This window comes from Pedococcus sp. P2_D7 (genome assembly GCF_056404295.1).
This window is the reverse complement of the sequence record NZ_JBFUEH010000006.1, coordinates 164,460-179,508: the sequence shown is the minus strand read 5'-3', so window position 1 is coordinate 179,508 and position 15,049 is coordinate 164,460. Positions and strand designations below refer to the sequence as shown.

Genomic DNA, 15,049 nt, shown 5'->3' with positions numbered 1-15,049 from the left:
GGCCCCATGAGTGAAGCCTTCGATGCCGTCGACGTCATCATCGCCAAGCGGGGCAAGGACGAGCTGTCCGATGCCCAGATCGACTGGGTCATCGACGCCTACACGCGTGGTGCCGTGGCCGACGAACAGATGTCGAGCCTGGCGATGGCGATCCTGCTCAACGGCATGAACCGGCGCGAGATCTCCCGCTGGACCGGCGCGATGATCGCCAGCGGCGAGCGGATGGACTTCTCCGGTCTTTCGCGCCCGACCGCCGACAAGCACTCCACCGGCGGGGTGGGCGACAAGATCACCCTGCCGCTGGCGCCCCTCGTCGCGGCCTGCGGCGTCGCCGTGCCGCAGCTGTCAGGGCGCGGCCTCGGCCACACCGGTGGCACCCTCGACAAGCTCGAGTCGATCCCCGGCTGGCGGGCGGCGATGAGCAACGAGGCGATGATGCAGCAGCTCGAGGACGTCGGTGCGGTCATCTGCGCGGCGGGTGACGGCCTGGCCCCGGCTGACAAGAAGCTCTACGCCCTGCGTGACGTGACCGGCACCGTCGAGGCGATCCCGCTGATCGCGTCGTCGATCATGAGCAAGAAGATCGCCGAGGGCACCGGCGCGCTGGTGCTCGACGTCAAGGTGGGCAGCGGGGCGTTCATGAAGAACGTCGACGACGCCCGCGAGCTGGCCCGCACGATGGTCGACCTCGGCACCGACGCGGGCGTGAAGACCGTGGCGATGCTGACCAACATGCAGGTGCCGCTCGGCCTCACGGCGGGCAACGCGATCGAGGTGCGCGAGTCGGTCGAGGTGCTCGCCGGCGGCGGCCCTGAAGACGTCGTCGAGCTGACCTTGGCCCTGGCCCGCGAGATGCTCGCCTGCGCCGGTCGTGGGGACGTCGACCCCGCTGATGCCCTGAAGGACGGCCGGGCCATGGACGCCTGGAAGGCGATGATCCGCGCCCAGGGCGGAGACCCCGACGCGACCCTCCCGGTGGCCAGGGAGAGCCAGGACATCCTCGCTCCGGCCGATGGCGTGCTCACCCAGCTCGACGCCCTCAAGGTCGGCGTCGCCGCGTGGCGTCTCGGGGCCGGCCGGGCCCGCAAGGAGGACCCGGTGCAGGCCGGGGCGGGCGTGGAGATGCACTACAAGCCGGGGGCCACGGTCCGCGCCGGCGAGAAGCTGCTGACCCTGCACACCGACACCCCGGAGCGGTTCGACCGGGCGATGGAGTCGCTGGATGGCGCGTTCACCATCGCCCCCGAGGGCTCGCGTCCCGACCTGCTGCCGTTGGTCATCGAGAAGATCGCCTGACGCGTTCGGCGGCTGCGGCCGCGAAGGACGCCACCCGCTCGACGACCTCGGGGCTCCACAGCACCCGATGGTGACCGCGACCCTCGGTGGCCATCAGCCGGGCGTCGTGCCAGGCGTCCGTGATGCGCACGCCGGCGGCGAACGGTGCCTCCTGGTCGCTGTGGTCATGGACGACGAGCAGGTGCGGCAAGGACGGCTGCCGGGCGGCCATGGTGAGCAGGTCGAGCTCGGCCACGGGGGTGCCCACCCGACGCTCGGCGCGGCGCACCATCGCCTGCTGGGACCGGGGGCCGACCCCGAGTGCCGCCGAGAAGACCGGCAGCATCGCCTCGACGCCGTCCGGTGGGGCGACGAGCACGAGCGAGTCGGGCTGCACCCCCAGCCCCAGGGCGTGCACCGCGGCGAGGCTTCCAGCGGAGTGCGCCACGACCAGCGTCGGACGGCCGAACTCGGCGACGACCGCCGCCAGGCCCTCGGCCATCTCGAGGAACGTCGTCGAGCGACCGCCGTGCACGCCCGGCCCGGAGTCGCCGTGGCTCGGGGCGTCGAACGCCACGACGCACAGGCAGCGGTCCAGGAGCGGCTGGACGTGGGCGCCGAGCTGCTGCCACCAGCCGCCCCAGCCGTGCACGAGGTATGCCGTGGGGTTGCCCCAGTCGCCGTAGACCCGGCCGCGCACGGTGCCGTGGGCCCACCGCACGGCGAAGGGCTCACCGCCGGGCGGCGTCCGGGCCGCGCGCACCGCTGCGGCGGGACTCGCCGGCAGCCGGAACCACAGGCGCTCGGCCAGCAGCCCACCGAGGGCCGGGGACCGACGCTCGAGCTGCGCGAACACCGTCCGCAGGGCTGGCGAGCCCGGGAGGCCGGTGGCCGGAACCGCGGCCTCGGTGGACGGCGAGGCCGCCCGCGCTGCCGGGAGGGAGGCGACCACCGGCGAGCGCGGTGGACGGTAGAAACGATCGATCGTGCTTTTTTCAACGGACATGACTGAACCTCTCTGTGGGTGGGTGGTCTGGGGTGGGTGGTCTGCGGATGGGTGGTCAGCTGCGGATGTGGTCGATCAGGCGGTCGAAGGCGTCCTGGGCCCGACGCGGGGCGGCCGGGTCGTGGAGGAGCCGGGCCGAGAAGTTGTAGCCGAGGACGATGGCGAGCAGGTCGTGGGCGAAGGCCGCCGCGTCGGTGGTCTCGCGGAACTGGCCCTCGGTCATGCCGCCGCGGACGATGGTCTCGATGGTGTCGAGCAGGTCCCTCTCGATCTGCACGACCTTGGTGCGGACCGGACCATCGGGCTCGTCGTCGTACTCGCTCGCGACCGAGATGAAGATGCACCCGCCGGGCAGCGCGTAGTCGGCGTACCCGCCCCAGCCCAGCCACCGGTCGAAGAGCGTGCGCAGGCGCGGCTCACCGCGGGGCGCCTTGAGGGCGGGGCGGATGACGAGTTGGGTGAAGGCCTCGGCGGCGTAGTCCATGACGGCGGACTGCAGCCCCTCCTTCGACCCGAAGTGCGCGAAGAGGCCGCTCTTGGACATCTCCATGGCTTCGGCGAGGCCGCCGATGGTGATGCCGCGCAGGCCCACCTGGCTCGACTGCGCCAGCGCCACGCGAAGCACCGAGTCGCGGGTCTCGTCTCCCTTGCTCACCCGACAATAAAAGCACGACCGTTCGCATCGGTCAACCAGGTAACCCGGGTCCGCACGACGGCCGCCCGGCCCGGCCAGAGGCTCAGCACTAGGCTGACCTCGTGCCTGAGCTCATTGCGACCCCCACGACCATTCCCGTCCCCGGCGGCAAGATCATCGACGAGCACGTCGGCCGGGTGAACACCGGCAGCGAGGCCGTCTCGGTGGCCCACATGAAGGCGCCGGCCGACTGGACCGAGCCGTTCCAGGCGCCGGACTTCGACGAGATCACCCTCGTGATCTCGGGCGCCGTCCTGGTCGACCACGACGGCGGCCAGCTGCGCGTCGACGCCGGCCAGAGCGTCGTCACCCGCGCCGGCGAGCGGATCCGCTACTCCACCGGGTCCGAGGGAGCCGAGTACGTCGCCGTGTGTCTCCCGGCCTTCAGCCCCGAGTCCGTCAACCGTGACGAGGAGGAGGGCGCGTGATCTTCGGTCGCAAGGGATCCAAGGACGACGCCGCCTCGGATCTGGAGGGCCAGGTCCTTCGCGCCCCGAAGGCGCTGCTGCACGACCACCTCGACGGTGGGCTGCGCCCCCAGACGATCATCGAGATCGCCGACCAGGTCGGGTATGCCGGGTTGCCGGCCTCCGATGCCGACGGCCTCGGCGCGTGGTTCCGAGACAGTGCGGACTCCGGCTCGTTGGTCCGCTACCTCGAGACCTTCGACCACACCCTCGCGGTCATGCAGACCACCGAGGGCCTGCGCCGGGTCGCTCGCGAGTGCGTGGTCGACCTCGCCGCTGACGGCGTCGTCTACGCCGAGAGCCGGTATGCCCCCGAGCAGCACATCTCCCAGGGCCTGGCGCTCGAGGACGTCGTCGAGGCCGTCAACGCCGGGTTCCGTGAGGGCGAGGAGCAGGCCGCCAAGGCGGGCACCCCCATCCGGGTGACCGCGCTGCTGACCGCCATGCGGCACGCCGCCAAGAGCACCGAGATCGCCGAGCTGGCGGTCCGCTACCGCGACCAGGGCGTCGCCGGGTTCGACATCGCCGGGGCCGAGGCGGGGTTCCCTCCCACCCGACACCTCGACGCGTTCGAGTACCTCCGTCGCGAGAACGCCCACTTCACGATCCACGCGGGTGAGGCGTTCGGGCTGCCGAGCATCTGGGAGGCGATCCAGTGGTGCGGCGCCGACCGGCTCGGCCACGGTGTCCGGATCGTCGACGACCTCACGGTCGGGGACAAGGCCTTCGGCGACGACGTCGCGGCGTCGGCCGCCGCCGACCCGGACGACGTGCACCTGGGCCGCCTCGCGGCATACGTGCGGGACACCCGCATCCCGCTCGAGATGTGCCCGAGCAGCAACGTCCAGACGGGAGCCGCGGAATCCGTTGCGCTGCACCCGATCTCGTTGCTCAAGCGACTGCGCTTCAGGGTCACGGTCAACACCGACAACCGGCTGATGAGCGGCACCTCGATGTCGCGGGAGATGGGCCTGCTCGTCCAGGACGCCGGGTGGACGATGGAGGACCTGCGCTGGGTGACCATCAACGCCATGAAGTCGGCGTTCATCCCGTTCGACGAGCGCCTCGCCATCATCGAGGGGGTCGTCAAGCCCGGCTACGCAGCCCTCGCGGCGCCGGTCCAGCAGGACTGACTGCTGCTGCGTCAGGGCGCGAACTGGTCCGGGGGCAGGAGCCGCGCGAGGCGCTGGTCCTCGCGGGCCAGCCGCGCGGCGTCGCGGCGACGACGGTCGGCGATGACGGCGGCCAGCACGTGCTCGGCGTGGAAGCCGACCGGCGGCGGGGGCGAGACGTGGGGTAGGACCGAGCGCAGCAGGGCCTGGCCGAGCTCGTGTCGCGAGGCCGGGTTCAGCCCCTGAGCGCGCCCCAGGAACTGGCGCACGGCGATCGCCAGGCCCGGCGGCAGGGCGGCCAGGTCGGCACCAGCCGCCCACTGGGCCAGGGGTGGCGGCATGACCGGCGGCGGGAGCAGTCGCAGCGACGCCCGCTGCGACACGACGTAGGTGCCGGCCGCCATGTCACCGAGGCGCTTGGCCCGCGGGCTGACCAGGGCTGAGACCAGCGCGCCGGAGCCCAGGAGCAGGTAGATCTCGGGCCAGCCGACCAGGGCGCGGGTGATCGCGTGGCGGGCGGTGATGGGTCCGCCGTCGTCGCGCACGACGCGCAGCCCGAGGGCCAGCTTGCCCAGGGTGCGCCCGCGGGTGACCGTCTCCACGACGGCGGGGAGGGCGACGGTGACCCCGACGACCAGCAGGATCGACACCGTGCGGCCCACCGCCGACGAGGTGCCGCCGAAGACGATGCCGACGAGGATCGCGCCCACCACGAGGACGACGGCCGCGACGAGCAGGTCGATGACCCCGGAGGCCGCCCGGGAGGGGACGCCGGCGATGGGCAGCTCGACGGCGACCCCCTCGCCGGTCACCATGTCGTCGCCCGCGTAGCTGCGGTAACCGGCCCCCGTGCTCATGGCCGAAGCATAGAGTGGCGCCGTGGACCTGGATGCGTATGTCGCCGCACGCAGCCGGTACTGGGGGCGTCTGGAGGAGCTGGCCACTCGACGTCGGCTGACCGGCGCGGAGGGCGACGAGCTGCTCGACCTCTACCAGCGGGTCTCGACCGACCTGTCGGTGGTGCGGTCGGCCACCCCGGACCCCTCGGTGGTTGCCTACCTGTCGATGCTGCTGACCCGCGCACGGGTCACCATGGTGGCCACGAAGACCACCACGTGGTCAGACCTCCTCGGTTTCTTCACCCGCACCTTCCCGGCGGCCCTCTACCGCACGCGGTGGTGGTGGGTGACGACGGCGCTGTCCAGCGTGCTGGTGATCGCCCTGGTCGCGGCCTGGACGCTCCAGCACCCCGAGGTCTACACCAGCCAGCTCACCCCGGCCGAGATCAACGCCTATGTCGGCACCGACTTCGAGCACTACTACAGCGAGTTCCCGCACCACGAGTTCGCCACCCTCGTGTGGGTCAACAACGCCTGGGTGGCGGCCCAGTGCATCGCGCTCGGCGTGTTGGGCCTGCCCGTGCTCTACGTGCTGTTCAGCAACGTGCAGAGCGTCGGGGTGATCGCCGCCCTGATGATGGCCAACGACCGCACCAGCCTGTTCTTCGGGCTGATCCTGCCGCACGGCCTGCTCGAGCTCACCGCCGTGTTCGTCGCCGCCGCGGTGGGTCTGCGGCTGTTCTGGTCGTGGGTCGAGCCCGGTCCGCGGACCCGGCTGCAGGCCTTCGCCGCCGAAGGGCGCACTGCGGTCGCGATCGCCATGGGGCTGGTGGCCGTCCTGCTGGTCAGCGGCACGATCGAGGGTTTCGTCACGCCGTCCGGCCTGCCGACCTGGGCCCGGATCGGGATCGGCGTGGTGGCCGAGTCGACCTTCCTCGCCTATGTGTTCGTGGTGGGGCGTCGGGCCCACCAGGCCGGCGTGACCGGGGACCTCGACGCCCGCGACGTGGGCGACCTGGAGATCGTCGCCGCCTGACCCTCCGACCGACGAGCCTGCGCCGTCGGCCCGGTCACCGGCTCAGAGCAGCCCCTGTCGCTTGAGCATGAGGTAGTGGTCGGCGAGCCGCACCGGCAAGAGCTCCGGCGGCTCGTCGAGCACATCGACCCCCAGGTTGGCGAGGGCCGCGGCAGTGCGGCGGCGCAACGCCGTCGTCCGCTCTGCGGCGGCGGCGTCGTAGACCTCGGCCACGGTCGAGCGAGCGGTGCGCATCCGTCCGACCGCCGGGTCGGCGACCGAGGCGACGACCACGCGGTGGTGGGCGCTGAGGGAGGGCAGGACCGGCACCAGCCCCTGCTCGACGGCCGAGGACTCGAGCGGGGTGAGCAGCACGACGAGGGCGCGCTGCGTGCCGAGCCGCTGGATCTCGGTCGCCAACAGCCCCCAGTCGGCCTCGATCAGCCTGGCCTCGACCGGTGCGAGCGTGCTGATCGTGTCGTGCAGCAGCTTCGCCCGGTCGGCACCGGCGACCCGCGCCTGCACCACCCGGTCACCGGCGAGCACCTGCACCCGGTCGCGGGCGTGGCCGGCCAGCGCGGTCAGGAGGAGGGCGGCGTCCATGGCGGCGTCGAGCCGCGGGGCGTCGTCGACCCGACCGGCAGACGTGCGCGACGTGTCGACGACGATGACGATCCGCCGGTGCTGCTCCGGCTGCCACGTGCGCACCACGAGGTGCTGACGGCGAGCGGTGGCGCGCCAGTCGATGCTCCGGACGTCGTCGCCCTCGACGTAGTCACGCAGGCTGTCGAACTCGGTGCCCTGTCCACGGGTGCGCAGGGCCGCCCGGCCGTCGAGCTGGCGCAGCACGGCCAGCCTGCTGGGCAGGTGCTTGCGCGCCGGGAACGGGTGCAGGGTCCGCAGCTGTCCGGGCATGTCGAAGGAGCGCTGTCGGGCCGCCAGTCCCAGCGGACCGGTCGAGCGGACCGTCACCCGGTGGGCGGCACGGTCACCCCGGCGGGTGGGGTGCATGGCGGTCGTGATCCTGGTGCGCTCGCCCGCGGCGAGGTCGAGGGTGTGCCGGGTGGCGTCGGCCCCGGCCGACGGCGGCCACGCGTCGCGGATCGCCCCACGCACCCTGCGGCGGCCGCTGTTGGCGACCAGCACCGAGGTGGCGGTGTCCTCACCGAGGCGCACCTGACCGGGCCCCTCGCGGGTCAGGGTCAGGCCGCGCGGCGAGGACGCGAGCAGGACGTCGAGCCCGATGAGCAGCAGCATGACGACCCACCACCACCGCACCGTGTCGCCGTGCGGCCACACGGCGACCGGCGCCAGCCCCAGCAGGGCCAGCGCGACGGCGCGGTAGGTCAGGGCCATCAGCGCGGAACCGGCACCGCTCCGAGTGCGCTCTCGAGCACGGCAGTCACGCTGACGCCCTCGAGCTCGGCCTCCGGCCGCAGCGACAGCCGGTGCGCGAGCGTGGCGTGGGCGAGCGCCTTGACGTCGTCAGGGGTCACGAACCCACGACCGTTGATCCACGCCCACGCGCGGGACGTCGCCATCAGCGCGGTCGCCCCACGGGGGCTCACCCCGAGGGCGAGCGACGGGGAGTGCCGGGTCGCCCGGGCGATGTCGACGATGTATGCCGTGACCTCGTCGGAGATCTCGACGGTGCGGACGGCCGCGGCGCCGGCTGCGAGGTCGGCGGCCGAGGCCACCGGACGAAGACCGGCCGAGTGCAGGTCGCGCGGGTCGAAGCCGGTGGCGTGCCGACGCAGGACGGCGATCTCGTCGTCGCGCGGCGGCAGGGGGAGGGTGACCTTGAGCAGGAACCGGTCGAGCTGCGCCTCGGGCAGCGGGTAGGTGCCTTCGTACTCGACGGGGTTCTGCGTGGCGGCGACCATGAACGGCTGTGGGAGCGGGTGGGCCCGGCCGTCGACGCTGACCTGGCGCTCCTCCATCGCCTCCAGCAGGGCGGACTGCGTCTTGGGAGGCGTACGGTTGATCTCGTCGGCCAGCAGCAGGTTGGTGAAGACGGGGCCCGGCCGGAAGGTGAAGTCACTGTTGGCGGCGTCGTAGACCAGCGAGCCGGTGAGGTCGCCGGGCATCAGGTCGGGGGTGAACTGCACCCGCTTGGTCTCGACGTCGAGGGCCGCCGCGATGCTGCGCACGAGCAGGGTCTTCGCCACGCCGGGCACTCCCTCGAGCAGGATGTGCCCCTGCGCCAGGAGGGCGACCAGCAGGCCCGCGACGGCCGCGTCCTGCCCGACGACCGCCTTGGCCACCTCGGCGCGCACGGCCAGCAGGGCGGCCCGCGCATCGGGGGCGGCGGCGGGTGGACCAGCTGCCGCCGACGGGGGCGTGACGGCGGGTGCTGGTGGCCCGCCCGCGGCGGGTGGGTCGAGGGGCTCGTGGCCCTGGGCCGGCGAGGGGAACTGGTGCTGGTCGGTCATGACGTACGGACTCTCTCCTCGAGGTCGGCCAAGGCGTTGGCCAGGGTGTGCAGCTCGACATCAGTGGTGGGCGGCGGCCCGGTGAGCAGCGCCGCGACGTGCGTCGGCGGCATACCGGAGGCTGCTGCGGCAGCAGCCTGGACCGCCGCCACGGCGTGGGGTGACAGCGCGAGCCGTCGGGCCAGCCGCTCGGTGCTGCCCAGTCGGAGCACCGCCGCGGCGCGTCCGCGGTCACGGGCTCGGCGGTAGATCCGACCGCGGCTCTCGGTGGTCTCGACCGCCCGCACGACGACCGGCAGTGGCTCGGTGACCAGGGCCCCCATGCGGCGTCCGCGCACGAACGCGAGCACGACCACGGCGGTGCCGAGGATGACGGCCGCAGGGGTGAGCCACTCGGGCCAGGCCGACGGGCCGGTGCCGCCCACGCTCGCGAGGTCGCCGATGCCCGGCTGGTACCAGACGAGGCGCGGCGAGTGACCCAGGGCCCGGACGGCCAGACCGGCGTGCGACTCCTCGCCCACGAACCGGTTGGTGAAACCACTGCCGACGCCGACGGCCACCACCTCGGGGTGTGCGGCGTCAGCGGGCACCGTGGCGAAGGCTGCCCCGAACCCGAAGTCGCTGGGTGCGGCCGCATCGTCGCCGCGGGGGTTGGGCAAGGCGAAACAGAGGGTCGCCGCAGGACCGCCACCCCGGCCGAGGGGCACGAAGCGGATGTCGACCACCGACGCCGTGTCGTCGGGGCGCGCGACCGTGGAGCGGCAGCCGGCCGTGACGGTCACCTGCGTGCCGAGGTCGCTGGAGGTGAGGGGCAGGTCGAGCGTGGCCAGCTGCTCGGCCGTCGGGGAGACCAGGACGAGCCGGTCGGCCCCGGAGGTCGCCTCGCCCAGGAGCTCGGTGCTGTCGCTGCCGAGGTAGGCGGGGTTGCCCACGACCACCGTCGTGCCAGGGCCCGGGTCGGCGTCCAGGAGCTCGTCGGCGGAGCGGACGACCTGCACCTCCACCCCGTGGTCGCGCAGCACCTCCACGAGGACGCGGCCGCCCAGGGGGCCGGCGTCGTCAGGGTCGAGGACCTGGTCGGGCGCACTGGTGGACAGGGCCATGGCCACCAGCGCCGCCACGCCGATCGCGACCACGAGGGCCCAGACCGCGCGGCGGCGCACCCGCGTGGCGAGGCCGGCGCGCGCGGGCGGCTCGGTCACCGGGTCGGTCACCGGGTCGGTCATGGGGGCAGCGGGGGCGGTCACGGGCCGACCAGCTGGCCGAGGGTCGGTCGGACCGCGCGGAGCGTGGTGTCGAGGTCGGCGGCGGCCATGGCCCGGGCCTGCGTGGTGCGCCGGTGGCCGTAGCGGACGGCGTCGAACTCCGTCGCGCTCGCGGCGAGGGACTCGGCGTGCGCGGGAAAGACCGGCGCGAGCGCGAGGGCGACCTCATGGGCGGTGCGTCCGGGCAGGTCGGTGAGCAGGGTGCGTTCCACCGCGGCGGCAGCCAGGGCGCGGTAGCTGTCGAGCAGGACGGCGTCCCAGTCGCCGCGGGCCCTCGCCTCCCCGGCGCGGGCGCGGTAGTCGGCGGCGCTGAGCCCTTCGTCGTCGACCACTGTCGTGCGAGCGCGGCCGGCGCGGGTCGACGGCTCAGTCCTGAGCAGCCGCGCCACGACCAGGGCGACGACCACCAGGACCACTGCCACGACGAGGGCAGCACCCCAGGCGGGGATCAGCCCGGCTCCCGGCTGGCCGCTGAGGAGGTGCTGCAGCCACTCGACGAACCGCTGCCACGCCGAGGGCTCGGTCGTGTACCGACCCTTCGCCAGCTCGTCGAGCACCCACTGCCGGGCCTCGGGGGAGCTCGGGTCGAGCGGTGGCCCGTCGAACACGGAGGTGGGACTCGTCATCTCGCGGCGTTGGCTCCCCGCGCCTGGCTGGCGGCGTCGGCCTGGGCGGCGGTGATCAGCTGCACGTCGAAGCCCTCGCGCCGGATACGCTGGTCGACGTAGAGCAGCGCATCGACGCCGGCCGTGAACGGGGTGGTCAGGGCGCCGGTGATCAGTCCCGTGACGCCGGCCACGATGGCCTGGAAGACGTAGAGGTTCTGCGGGTCTCCCGTCGCGATGATGCCCAGCCCACCGATGAGCCCCAGCGGGAAGGCCACGATCTGGGCGGCGAGGCCCACGATGAAGCTGGTGAGGAGCCGGATGCCGAAGACCCGCCAGAACTGGCTCCCGGACGTGAGTCGCCATGACCGCGCGACGCCCTGTCCCACGCCGACCTTCTCGAGGACCACGGCGACCCCGACGAAGGCCAGCCGGGTGGAGAGGAAGAGCACGAGGAGGATGGCCACGAGACCGGCGAGGACGGCGAAGAGGATCGCGCCGACGAGCCCGGAGTCGTCGTAGGACGTCGCCGCACTGATGACCGCGATCACCGGCAGCACGAGAATGACGGCGAGGACCAGCAGGATGGCCAGACCGGTGACGACGGTTGCCCCCACGAGGGGAAGCAGCCGACTGCGCGTGCCCTCCCAGGTCTGGCCGGCGGTGACCTTGCGCCCCATCACGGCCTGGCTGATGACGAACGCCACGAACCCCGTCAGCAGCACCGCCGACGCCGACGTGCCCAGGGACGGGACCAGTGACCCGAGCGTGCCGGCGAGCGGGAGCGGGTCTGCCGTCGACTGGGGGCCGATGTCGATGTCGAGGGACTCCTGCGACGCCAGCCAGGCGCCGAACGCGGTGGTCGGCACGAGGAAGATCAGCGTCGTGACGAAGGCCAGTCCCATGGTGGCGGCGACGTTGCCCCGGATGGCCTTGATGACGGCACCGTAGAGGTCGCCGAGGTTGAGTGGGCGCAGCGGGATGATCCCGGGCCGGAACTCCATCGCGGGGTGCGCGCCCCAGGGCTGCTGCCCCGGCGGACCCAGCGGTGGTCCAGCGGGAGGCTGGGGCGCGGGCAGGTGTGGGTATGCCGGGTGCTCACCCGGCGGGGTGGCCTGCGGTTCCGCGGGTCCACCGGTGCCGGGAGCCACCCACTGCGGGTCGGTCATGTGCGTACTTCCCCCTCGCTGACGTGCTGGCACCCTAACCGACGGAGGTGTCATCCGGGCGCCGAGCCACGAGATTGGGCGAGGCTCGGACGGGCCGCGGGCCCGCGGCATACCGGGTCGTGGAGGACCCCGGAGCGAAGGTCAGCGGGCGAGGGCCGACAGCAGGGGTTCGAGGTCCTTGGCCCGCGCGGAGACGGCTCCCAGGGACTCCTGCCGGGCCACGACGCGGGGCTCGGCACGCATCAGCGCGAGGCCACGGCGCACGAGGGTCCACGGCGGCTTGCGGTGCTCGGACAGGTCGCGCAGCAGCCGCCAGACGAACGTCACGACCCGGTGGTGGTGTACGCAGTAGGCGCCCGCGAGCAGTCCGCGCTCGCGCAGGTCGCCGATGATCTCGGCGGCGAAGATGCCCTCGGCGAGGACCAGGTCGTGGGGGTCGGCCCGCACGATCGCGGTGTCGACCGCCCTGCTGAGGGAGATGTCGTAGACCGGGGTCTGCACCTCGCCCGTCGCGACCAGGGTGCTCAGCGCCTCGACGGCCGCGTCCCGGTTCCACGAGTCGGGGTGGTCCCAGTCGACGATGCCCAGCTCCTCGCTGCGGGGCATCGCCGGGTCGTCCTCGTCGCGGTAGAAGTCGTCGAGGCGCACGATCGGCCAGCCGTGCGCTCCCTGGAGCCGGGCCGCGAGCCGGGACTTTCCGGCGCCGCTGGGACCGGCCAGGACGACCACCCGGGCGGTGGTGGTCGCGTCCGGTGAGGAGGAGGTCAAGGGTCAGCGACCCTTGGGGTGCCAGACCGTCTTGGTCTCGAGGAACGAGGTGATCCGGCCCAGGTCGGGAGTGCGCGACCAGTCGGGCTCGATCGCGTCGGACCCCTCACCCTCTGGACGGACGACGCGCTTGAGGTTCTCGGCGGCGGCCAGCTCGAGGTCGCCCCAGCTCACGCCGTCCGCGTCGGCGGCACCGGTGAGGTCGATGGCGTTGACGTCGCGGTGCGACGCGAGCCACGGCGCCACCTCAGCGGTGCGCCCGGTGATGAGGTTGATGACCCCGCCCGGGACGTCGGAGGTGGCGAGCGCCTCGGACAGCGTGATGGCCGGCAGCGGCCGCAGCTCGCTGGTGAGGACGACCGCGGTGTTGCCGGAGCAGACGACGGGAGCCAGCACCGACACGAGGCCGAGCAGCGAGGAGCGCTGCGGGGCCAGGACGGCGACGACACCGGTCGGCTCGGGTGCGGAGATGTCGAAGTACGGGCCTGCGACCGGGTTCAACCCGCCAAGGACCTGAGCGAGCTTGTCGGTCCACCCGGCATACCAGACCCAGCGGTCGATGGCCTGCGAGACGATCGTCTCGGCACGACGCTCGGCCACGCCCTCGCTGGCGCGCACCTCCGCGACGAACTGGGCCCGACGGCCCTCCATCACCTCGGCGACGCGATAGAGGACCTGACCGCGGTTGTATGCCGTGGCGCCGGCCCAGCCGGCGAAGGCACCTCGGGCGGCGACGACCGCGTCACGGGCGTCCTTGCGCGAGCCCTGGGCGGCGTTGGCGAGGAACCTGCCCCGGCCGTCGACGACCTCGTAGGAGCGGCCCGACTCGGAGCGGGGGAACTTGCCGCCGATGTAGAGCTTGTAGGTCTTGCGCACGTCGACGCGTGCGTCGCTGTTCGTCGACCTCGTGGCGGTGGGGCTCACTTGCTGTCTCCCGTCGTGACGTAGGCGGCGAGGCCGTGGCGGCCACCTTCGCGGCCGTAGCCGGACTCCTTGTAGCCACCGAAGGGGCTGGTCGGGTCGAACTTGTTGAAGGTGTTGGCCCACACGACACCGGCGCGGAGCTGGTCGGCCATCCAGAGGATCCGCGAACCCTTCTCGGTCCAGATGCCCGCGGACAGCCCGTAGGGCGTGTTGTTGGCCTTGGCGACGGCCTCGTGCGGGGTCCGGAAGGTCAGCACCGACAGGACCGGTCCGAAGATCTCCTCCTGCGCGATCCGGTGGGTCTGGCTGACGCCGGTGAAGACCGTCGGCCGGAACCAGAAGCCCTTGCTCGGCAGCTCGCAGCCGTTGTCCCAGCGCTCGGCACCCTCGGCCTCGCCGGCAGCGGTGAGGTCGACGATGCGCTGCAGCTGGGCCTTGGAGTTGATCGCGCCCACGTCGGTGTTCTTGTCGAGCGGGTCGCCCACGCGCAGCGTCTCGAGGCGGCGCTTGAGCCGCTTCTCGACGTCGGCCGCGATGTTCTCCTGGACCAGCAGACGCGACCCGGCGCAGCAGACGTGGCCCTGGTTGAAGAAGATGCCGTTGACGATGCCCTCGACGGCCTGGTCGAGCGGCGCGTCGTCGAACACGATGTTGGCGGCCTTGCCCCCGAGCTCGAGGGTGGCCTTCTTGCGGGTGCCGGCGATCGAGCGGGCGATCATCTTGCCGACGCCGGTCGAGCCGGTGAAGGCCAGCTTGTCGATGTCGGGGTGGTCGACGATCGCCTGTCCGGTGGCGCCGGCGCCGGTGATGATGTTGACGACGCCGGGCGGCAGGTCGGCCTGCTGCACGACCTCCGCGAACAGGAGCGCGGTCAGCGGCGTGGTCTCGGCCGGCTTGATGACGACGGTGTTGCCGGTGGCCAGTGCGGGCGCGATCTTCCACGCCAGCATGAGGATCGGGAAGTTCCAGGGGATGACCTGGCCCACGACCCCGTGGGGCCGGGGGTTGGTGCCGAGGCCCGCGTAGTCGAGCTTGTCGGCCCAGCCCGCGTGGTAGAAGAAGTGCGCGGCGGCCAGGGGCACGTCGACGTCGCGGCTCTCCTTGATCGGCTTGCCGTTGTCGAGGCTCTCCAGGACAGCGAACTCGCGGGCGCGCTCCTGGAGGATGCGGGCGATGCGGAAGAGGTACTTGCCGCGGTCGGCGCCGGACATCCGGCCCCAGGCACCGTTGTAGGCCCGGCGGGCGGCGGCCACGGCGCGGTCGACGTCGGCTTCGCTGGCCGAGGTCACCTCGGCGAGGACCTCCTCGGTGGCGGGGCTGATCGTCTTGAAGGCGGAACCACCCTGCGACTCGGTGAACTCACCGTTGATGAACAACCCGTAGGAGGGCTTGATGTCGACGACGGCGCGGGACTCCGGTGCCGGTGCGTACTCGAACTTGGCCATGGCTTGGGGTTCCTCAGGATCCGTCGGGTGCGG

General features: G+C 72.7%; 15 protein-coding genes. 4 read left to right on the top strand and 11 right to left on the bottom strand.

Annotated elements, in window-relative coordinates:
- Positions 1–6 precede the first annotated feature (6 nt).
- Positions 7–1,296 (top strand): thymidine phosphorylase, encoded by a 1,290-nt coding sequence (locus tag AC1DWJ_RS15880; RefSeq protein ID WP_477621297.1) that lies wholly within the window; start codon positions 7–9, stop codon positions 1,294–1,296.
- Here the strand turns inward: AC1DWJ_RS15880 and AC1DWJ_RS15875 are convergent.
- Entirely contained in the window at positions 1,277–2,281 is a 1,005-nt protein-coding gene (locus AC1DWJ_RS15875) for an alpha/beta hydrolase (protein ID WP_477621296.1), read from the bottom strand. The two genes, AC1DWJ_RS15880 and AC1DWJ_RS15875, sit on opposite strands and share 20 nt — an antisense overlap.
- 55 nt (positions 2,282–2,336) lie before the next feature.
- A complete protein-coding gene (locus AC1DWJ_RS15870; protein WP_477621295.1) occupies positions 2,337–2,936 on the bottom strand; it encodes a TetR/AcrR family transcriptional regulator in 600 nt (199 codons plus the stop codon).
- A gap of 101 nt (positions 2,937–3,037) precedes the next feature.
- On the opposite strand from AC1DWJ_RS15870, the gene AC1DWJ_RS15865 reads away from it, so the two are divergent.
- Positions 3,038–3,403 (top strand): cupin domain-containing protein, encoded by a 366-nt coding sequence (locus AC1DWJ_RS15865; protein ID WP_477621294.1) that lies wholly within the window; start codon positions 3,038–3,040, stop codon positions 3,401–3,403.
- The gene (locus AC1DWJ_RS15860) at positions 3,403–4,575 is read left to right on the top strand and encodes an adenosine deaminase (RefSeq protein WP_477621397.1); all 1,173 of its coding nucleotides are present in this window, start codon (positions 3,403–3,405) and stop codon (positions 4,573–4,575) included. The genes AC1DWJ_RS15865 and AC1DWJ_RS15860 overlap by 1 nt, the downstream gene beginning before the upstream one ends.
- 11 nt (positions 4,576–4,586) lie before the next feature.
- Here AC1DWJ_RS15860 and AC1DWJ_RS15855 read toward each other — a convergent pair whose 3' ends face one another.
- The gene (locus AC1DWJ_RS15855) at positions 4,587–5,411 is read right to left on the bottom strand and encodes an RDD family protein (protein WP_457252592.1); all 825 of its coding nucleotides are present in this window, start codon (positions 5,409–5,411) and stop codon (positions 4,587–4,589) included.
- 22 nt (positions 5,412–5,433) lie between these two features.
- Here AC1DWJ_RS15855 and AC1DWJ_RS15850 point away from each other — a divergent pair, with 22 nt between their 5' ends.
- Complete coding sequence (locus AC1DWJ_RS15850) at positions 5,434–6,429, top strand: stage II sporulation protein M (protein WP_477621293.1); 996 nt, start codon at positions 5,434–5,436, stop codon at positions 6,427–6,429.
- A gap of 42 nt (positions 6,430–6,471) precedes the next feature.
- Here the strand turns inward: AC1DWJ_RS15850 and AC1DWJ_RS15845 are convergent, their stop codons facing one another.
- The 8 genes from AC1DWJ_RS15845 to AC1DWJ_RS15810 form a co-directional block, all read right to left on the bottom strand.
- A complete protein-coding gene (locus tag AC1DWJ_RS15845) occupies positions 6,472–7,764 on the bottom strand; it encodes a DUF58 domain-containing protein (RefSeq protein ID WP_477621292.1) in 1,293 nt (430 codons plus the stop codon).
- Positions 7,764–8,840 carry an AAA family ATPase gene (locus AC1DWJ_RS15840; RefSeq protein ID WP_457252589.1) on the bottom strand — a complete coding sequence of 359 codons (1,077 nt, stop codon included), beginning with the start codon at positions 8,838–8,840 and terminating at the stop codon, positions 7,764–7,766. Before AC1DWJ_RS15840 ends, AC1DWJ_RS15845 begins: the two co-directional genes overlap by 1 nt.
- The gene (locus tag AC1DWJ_RS15835; protein ID WP_477621291.1) at positions 8,837–10,066 is read right to left on the bottom strand and encodes a DUF4350 domain-containing protein; all 1,230 of its coding nucleotides are present in this window, start codon (positions 10,064–10,066) and stop codon (positions 8,837–8,839) included. The genes AC1DWJ_RS15840 and AC1DWJ_RS15835 overlap by 4 nt, the downstream gene beginning before the upstream one ends.
- A 17-nt stretch (positions 10,067–10,083) precedes the next feature.
- A complete protein-coding gene (locus tag AC1DWJ_RS15830; protein WP_477621290.1) occupies positions 10,084–10,731 on the bottom strand; it encodes a DUF4129 domain-containing protein in 648 nt (215 codons plus the stop codon).
- A complete protein-coding gene (locus AC1DWJ_RS15825; protein ID WP_477621289.1) occupies positions 10,728–11,879 on the bottom strand; it encodes a DUF7847 domain-containing protein in 1,152 nt (383 codons plus the stop codon). The genes AC1DWJ_RS15830 and AC1DWJ_RS15825 overlap by 4 nt, the downstream gene beginning before the upstream one ends.
- A 141-nt stretch (positions 11,880–12,020) precedes the next feature.
- A complete protein-coding gene (locus AC1DWJ_RS15820; protein WP_457252585.1) occupies positions 12,021–12,647 on the bottom strand; it encodes a uridine kinase family protein in 627 nt (208 codons plus the stop codon).
- A gap of 3 nt (positions 12,648–12,650) precedes the next feature.
- Positions 12,651–13,571, bottom strand: coding sequence for an aldehyde dehydrogenase family protein (locus tag AC1DWJ_RS15815; RefSeq protein ID WP_477621288.1), 921 nt, complete (start codon positions 13,569–13,571; stop codon positions 12,651–12,653).
- Positions 13,568–15,016, bottom strand: a complete 1,449-nt coding sequence (locus AC1DWJ_RS15810) for an aldehyde dehydrogenase family protein (protein WP_477621287.1) — start codon at positions 15,014–15,016, stop codon at positions 13,568–13,570. The genes AC1DWJ_RS15815 and AC1DWJ_RS15810 overlap by 4 nt, the downstream gene beginning before the upstream one ends.
- Between the last annotated feature and the right edge of the window lie 33 nt (positions 15,017–15,049).